Source organism: Bacteroides cellulosilyticus DSM 14838 (assembly GCF_000158035.1).
GTDB lineage: Bacteria > Bacteroidota > Bacteroidia > Bacteroidales > Bacteroidaceae > Bacteroides > Bacteroides cellulosilyticus.
The window spans coordinates 109,193-113,645 of the sequence record NZ_EQ973489.1; the positions used below are offsets into that span (position 1 = coordinate 109,193).

The window sequence follows — 4,453 nt, forward strand, 5'->3', positions numbered from 1 at the left end:
TTTCTGATAAATATCGTATTCATTGGCTGTATGGAGTTTCCGTCTTTCTCTGTTGTTTCGGATTAGGCGCCGGTATGACGGAAGAATATTTGCATCGTACGGATTTTCCTTTTTCCGATGAGGCGGCAGTCTATCAGGTGATTCTTCTGGAAAAACCGGAAATGAAAGAACGAAGCGTGTTATGTCATGTCCAATTAGAGGGAAAAGTGAATGATGAGGATTTGCAGAAAAGTGAATATGGACGTACATTTTTATTCTATTTTCCGAGAAATTCCGCTACTGTTGCATTAAAGAGGGGAGATAGATTATGGGTACATACCCGTATTACCCCTCCTGTCAATAATGGGAATCCTGACGAATTTGATTATGTACGTTATCTTACTCGTAAAGCTGGTACCGGCACAGCGTATATCTCTGCCGGACATTGGCGGATAATAGGTCATGATACTTCTCGTTCTCTTCGGCAAATAGCTTTGGACTATCGGGAAAAAGTGGTGGAACTATATCATCGTTTAGGTTTTCAGGGAGATAATCTTGCAGTACTTTCGGCTCTTACGGTGGGAGATAAGGAGAATTTGAGCGAGGATATGCGGGAAACTTATTCAATTGCCGGCGCCAGTCATGTACTGGCACTTTCAGGACTTCATATAGGCTTGCTTTCTACTTTATTTTTGTTTTTCTTCTCCTTTTTGTGGAAGCGGTGGGCGGCTTTTAAACCCTTGGGATTTTTTCTGGTTATTCTCTTTTTGTGGGCATTCGCTTTTCTTACGGGATTATCTTCTTCTGTGGTACGATCCGTAATCATGTTCTCTCTGCTGGCTATATCCCGTTTACAATCTGAGAAATTGTTATCGTTGAATACATTGGCGGCTACTGCCTTTTTAATGTTACTTTATAATCCACTTTGGCTTTTTGATGTGGGGTTTCAATTGTCTTTTGTAGCGGTAGTTTCTATTTTGTTGATACAGCCCAAACTTTACAGCCTGCTCTCTGTCAGGCGTTGCATTCCTCGTTATGTTTGGGGATTGCTGACGGTTTCCGTTGCTGCGCAAATCGGTACGGCTCCTTTAGTTATATTCTATTTCTCCCGTTTCTCTACTCATTTTCTGCTGACAAATTTATGGGTGATTCCTATGGTGACGTTGATTTTGTATTCTGCGGTTCTTATGCTTGTCCTGACTCCTTTTCCTTTCCTTCAATCTGGCTGTGCTTTAGGGGTCGATGCTCTGCTAAGTGCTCAGAACAAAGTTCTCTGCTGGATAGAAGAACTGCCAATGTCCTCTATAGATCGGCTTTGGATAGATCATTGGGAGATTATGCTGTTTTATCTTTTTCTATTGTTTCTGTTTCGGAGTTTGGCTATCCGAACTGCTCGCAGCATATCCTTTCCGCTTTGCTGCCTGTTGTTGCTGATCACTTATCATACGATTTCCGTCAGCCTGTCTTCTCCTCAGCGCGGCATTGCTTTTTATAATGTCCGTGGCTGTCCTGCCGTCCATTGCGTTGCTAATAGTGGAGAATCCTGGTTGGCTTATGCTGATAGTGTGCCGGATACTTTCCGTTTGCACCGTGCACTCGTACCTTATTGGAATCGTCAGCATCTCTCTATTCCCAATGCTTTGCCTGCTGATTATTCTACTTCCGGTCTGGCTTTTCATAATCACATTGTTTCCTATGCGGGCAGGCGGGTTTGCCTGCTCCATGATGCCCGCTGGAAAAATAAGATTTCAAAGCACCCTTTACAGATCGATTATTTATACATTTCCAAAGGCTACAATGGTCGTATTGAAGAATTGACTTCTTTGTTCCGCATCCGAACCGTTGTTTTGGATGTTTCTCTCTCAGACTATCGTAGCGATATCCTTAAAAATGATTGTTACCGTTTAGCTATTCCTTGTATAGCTTTGAAGGAGAGAGGAGCGTTTTGTATCCATCTGTAGAAAATATATTATTGAAGTTTAATAAGTATAGTGACTATTCCTTTTACTATCTTGTTTTGATGATTATTTTTGTAATTGGTAATGTAAGAGAAAGAAAATGTAACATACAATGAGAATACTGACAATGTTAATGGCATTAATGCTGGGATTATTGACTGTTCCTGGTGAAGAGAATAGCAGCTTAGCAAAGGAAAATGGCTATGTGATTAATTTAGATCGTGCTGAGAAGTTGGAGAAGATGACTTATTCTTCTTTATTCAGCAAGGCGGGAATCATTGTATTGGAAGATACGGATGAATCATTATTAGGAAAAGTTGATAAGTTAGAAGTCTGTGATAATAATTTGTATGTATTGGAAAAAGGCAGAGGTCTTTTTCTGTTTAATAAGCAAGGCAAATTTATAAAGATGATAGGGCGTCAGGGGAAAGGACCCGGTGAATACATTGATCCGGATGATATAAGTATCGACAGGGAAAATAAGAAAATATATGTACTGGACTCCCAAACTCAGAATGTATTGAAGTATAGTGGTAATGGAACTTTTGAAAGTTCGTTTAAATTGGAAAATAAAGGAACAAGATCTACTTTTATTCAACCTTTTAAGAATGCGTTGTATACGAATCTGTATACATTTGATAAATCCGGGAAACGATTTCTTTTGAGTAAAGTAGACGTTACTAATGGGAAAAGAATTTCTTTTCAATTCGAGGCTTCTCAGTATAATAAAGGTTGGAATGAACTATTCAGCACTAATCAACATACTTTTATCTCCGGTCCTACCGGAAATCCCAAATTTATGCAGATCTTCATGGATACAATATTTGAAATAACTCCCAAAGGAATAAAACCGTATATTACTTTGCAAAGTAAAAAGCTTGTGACAAAGGAATATTTGGAAACTTTGATAGCAGAGAATGATATGTCGAAATCTGCAAGAGTGTCAAAAATATACGATAGATTGATGAAAAGCGGTAAGATATATAATGTATTTGATTATTGGGAAACCGCTAAATATATTCATTTCGGCTATCATGTAGGCCACTATGGTTATTCCATTCTTTATAAGAAAGAAGAGAATAAAGCTTATGTTATGTCAGGTATAACTGACGATTTGCTTTATACGGATAAAGCAGGTACATTGTTAATTCCCAATCTTTATTCATTTGATGAGGACCGGGTATATTGCATCGGCATGAATGATGGTTTCACCAAGGATATCTTTTTTGAAAATATGAAGAAAGGCGGAATAAATCCTCGTATAGAAGGGGCCGATAAATTGCAGACCTTGACGGAAGATTCAAATCCGATTATTATATATTATGAGTTTAAGAAATGAAACTCGTGAGACATTAATTAATTTATCAGAAGATGATAATCCGATATTGTTGTTGCTGAGATTTTGAAGTTTCCCATTTATAATAGATTTTAATTTTCCAAATATGTAATAAAGGCGATTTATGGATAATAGAAATGATACATTTATTGGTAGCCGTTGGTTTTATGCAATTTGTTTTGCAGGGTTGTTTGTGGTCGAAACGTTAATAGCCCTTTTTGTGCGTGACGCATTCATACGTCCCTATATGGGAGATGTATTGGTGGTAATACTCGTATATTGCTTTGTGCGTATGTTTATTACCCGCCCATTGCGATGGCTGCCACTATGGATATTCCTGTTTGCTTGTTGTATTGAAACGTTACAGTATCTGCAATTGGTTACTTTATTGGGGTTGCAAAATTGTACGCTGGCAAGGGTAGTATTGGGTACGTCATTTTCATGGTGGGATATTGTTTGCTATGCTGTTGGGTGTCTGCCTTTGCTTTTTATCAGACGGTAAACGGAAAATAATTTATGTTTTTACTTCTTTGGAGAAAGAAATTAGGGAAATGTACCTATAAACTTCCTGCTCAAGCTCAGGTTTTACTGAAAGTTTATGATCACTTTTACCTACACGCTTGCACTTATGCTCTGTATCGCCCTATTCATCGGCAATAAGCAGTGGTGGAAGCAAGTAGAATTAGCGTGTAGGTAGAGTTGCCTACACTAATACAAAATGGGGTATGCTGTTGTAAATCTGTTTATTACATGTTTTTTGTACATGAATAAACTGTTTCAGTCCCCCCGCTTTTCGACTTTTTTTCATCATAAATACGTCGAATGTAGCGGATAACAATCGTTCGTACCATTTCGATGGGAGAATTCCCGCCTTGCGATGATGCTCAGAGTATGGTTTGCTTATATTAATTGCCTATGTTTTTTATGTTGATGTCCTATGTTTATTCTGTTGATAACCAATGTTATAGTGCTTTCTACAATTGTTGATCACGTGCTCCACAATTGTGGCACTACTGCTTCACGGTTATGAAGTACGTGCTTCACAGTTGTGGTTATAGCAAAATAAAGAATATGCATATAACCAAAGTGCTATGTAAAAGTAAAGAAAGGGCAATGCTTTTGAAAAGAAATAGTAAGAGTCTTTTTTTAAATGACAGGATTGAACACGGAGACACGGAGG

General features: G+C 38.2%; 3 protein-coding genes. All 3 read left to right on the forward strand.

Going from position 1 to position 4,453, the window contains the following annotated elements:
* Window positions 1-1,940 (forward strand): ComEC/Rec2 family competence protein (locus tag BACCELL_RS03335; RefSeq protein ID WP_007210128.1); only part of this gene is annotated, 1,940 nt, incomplete at its 5' end.
* A 109-nt stretch (window positions 1,941-2,049) separates the two neighbouring features.
* Window positions 2,050-3,276 carry a 6-bladed beta-propeller gene (locus BACCELL_RS03340; protein ID WP_007210129.1) on the forward strand — a complete coding sequence of 409 codons (1,227 nt, stop codon included), beginning with the start codon at window positions 2,050-2,052 and terminating at the stop codon, window positions 3,274-3,276.
* Window positions 3,277-3,397: 121 nt separating this feature from the next.
* Window positions 3,398-3,775, forward strand: coding sequence for a ribosomal maturation YjgA family protein (locus BACCELL_RS25885; protein WP_007210130.1), 378 nt, complete (start codon window positions 3,398-3,400; stop codon window positions 3,773-3,775).
* The last annotated feature ends 678 nt before the right edge of the window (window positions 3,776-4,453 follow it).